General features: G+C 35.2%; 1 protein-coding gene and 1 pseudogene. Both read right to left on the bottom strand.

Going from position 1 to position 1,975, the window contains the following annotated elements:
• Positions 1 to 188 precede the first annotated feature (188 nt).
• Positions 189 to 668 (bottom strand): manganese efflux pump MntP, encoded by a 480-nt coding sequence (locus KTB61_RS12840; protein WP_216697700.1) that lies wholly within the window; start codon positions 666 to 668, stop codon positions 189 to 191.
• A gap of 27 nt (positions 669 to 695) precedes the next feature.
• Positions 696 to 1,673: pseudogene (locus KTB61_RS13395) on the bottom strand (calcium/sodium antiporter).
• Positions 1,674 to 1,975 lie beyond the last annotated feature (302 nt).

Raw genomic sequence — 1,975 nt, forward strand, 5'->3', positions numbered from 1 at the left:
ATTCCTAAATTTGATGCACAGCCCTGCAGTCCTAAGTCTCTGTGATCATGATAATACTGGACTGCATCCAGTTTAAATTGTTTGTCATAGTGCTTTGCCATAATGAGATCCTCCTTCAGTGCGGTACCTACATTGTACCATGAAATAATAGATTGGGAATTCTCATTTTGACTTGTACTATTTATATTCTAGCACCATGTTATACAGATTACAAAGGTCACGATTGCAATAATAACGACACATACAATTGCCATAGATAGACTATATTCTGCAATGGTAAATCCAACAGATAATGCATCTATTGATGTTGCCACACCTTGTACAAAAAGGGCAGTCAGCCCAACCTCTGGTTTTTCGATTTCTTTATTTTTACTCTTGATTCCTTCCCAAAGCATTTTACCACCAACAAAAAGCAGTAAAATCAGTGCAATCCAAGGAATAAAACTTTCAAATACCTTAAAATATTGAATAATTGTATATACACATATCCATCCAATCATTGGCATTATTGCCTGAAAAAGAGCAAATATTCCTGCAACTCCGCACATCTTTTTCTTTTTCATTGTTGGTTCATTTAATCCGTTTGCAAGCGACACTGAAAAAGCATCCATCGCAAGTCCGACACCTAGCAGTACACTATTAAAGAAAAATAACATATTCCATTTCATCTTTCGTATCTCCTATCTTCATTAAAATTACCGTATACATATGTAAAACATATATATTGCATATAACGCTATCATGCATATACCTTCTTTGCGTTTAAGTCCTTTATTTTTCCATCCCAGGCACCACACTATGATACTAAATACAAAAAGTACAGAAATATCAATTATGTTTTCTGTTATAAATTCAATAGGACTGATGGCTCCTGTTATTCCAATCACCATTAATATGTTGAATATATTAGAACCGATTGCATTTCCCAGTGCCATATCCACTTCATTTTTTCTAGCTGCAACTACAGATGTTACAAGTTCTGGAAGGGAAGTTCCTATGGATACGATAGTAAGTCCGATCAATGTCTGACTCAATCCTAATGCACTGGCTATAGTTGAAGCACCGTCAACAACCCAATCTCCACCAAGTGCAATTGCACATGCCCCTCCAATTATACTAATCACACATTTCCATATCGGCATAATTTGTTTTTTGTCTATATCAATAGTATCCGTTTCCTGCTCCATCACTTCGTTTCTTGATTATAAAGCCAGACGTACCATAAAAACTATATAGCCAACGAATAAAATCAGTAATACACATCCGTCAAATCTTCCAACCTGCATACCTACTGTTCCAAATACTAACAGAAGAAGTGCCGCAACTATTGAAAAAGGAATATCTCGCCTTATCATTTCTTTATTTACAGACACCGATGCCATAATGGCACACAAACTAACAACTACCATTAAATTAAATATATTAGATCCTGTTGCATTACTTACTGCCAGTGTATTATTTCCTTGAATGGAGGCTGTCACCGATACTGCAGTTTCAGGTAGTGAAGTTCCCATTGCTACAATGGTTAATCCGATTATAACAGATGGAACCTTAAGTCTTTTTGCTACACCTGAACTCCCTTCTACAAAAAAATCAGCTCCCTTTACCAAAAAAATAAAACCTACTATCAAAACAACAATCGCCATAGGTACATTTTGAATCATCTTTTGCATAATTAATCTCACTTCCTTTAAATTATCTTGTTTTATACTACTTTCTTTTGCACATCCGCGCGGAATTTTTTTATTTCATGGAAAGACTTTTACGCTTTAGCATAACAAAATCTTTCCTAATGAAACAAAAAAGACTCAAGTATATTGCTTTTAACAACATACTTGAGTCTCATTCTGATATTGTCAATATTGGTTTACACTTTTTTCTCAAGGATGTTCAACCTATGCTGCCTCCCGTAATGAATCATAGTACTGTTGACGCTTAATCATCGGAAGCAAACCACCATTAGCAGAACAGATTC

Origin of the sequence: Anaerostipes faecalis, assembly GCF_018982945.1 — a bacterium.
Lineage (GTDB): Bacteria > Bacillota > Clostridia > Lachnospirales > Lachnospiraceae > Anaerostipes > Anaerostipes faecalis.

Coding starts and splice junctions, on each gene's coding strand:
- KTB61_RS12840 (WP_216697700.1), bottom strand. CDS start 668: ATGAAATGGAATATGTTATTTTTCTTTAATAGTGTACTGCTAGGTGTC.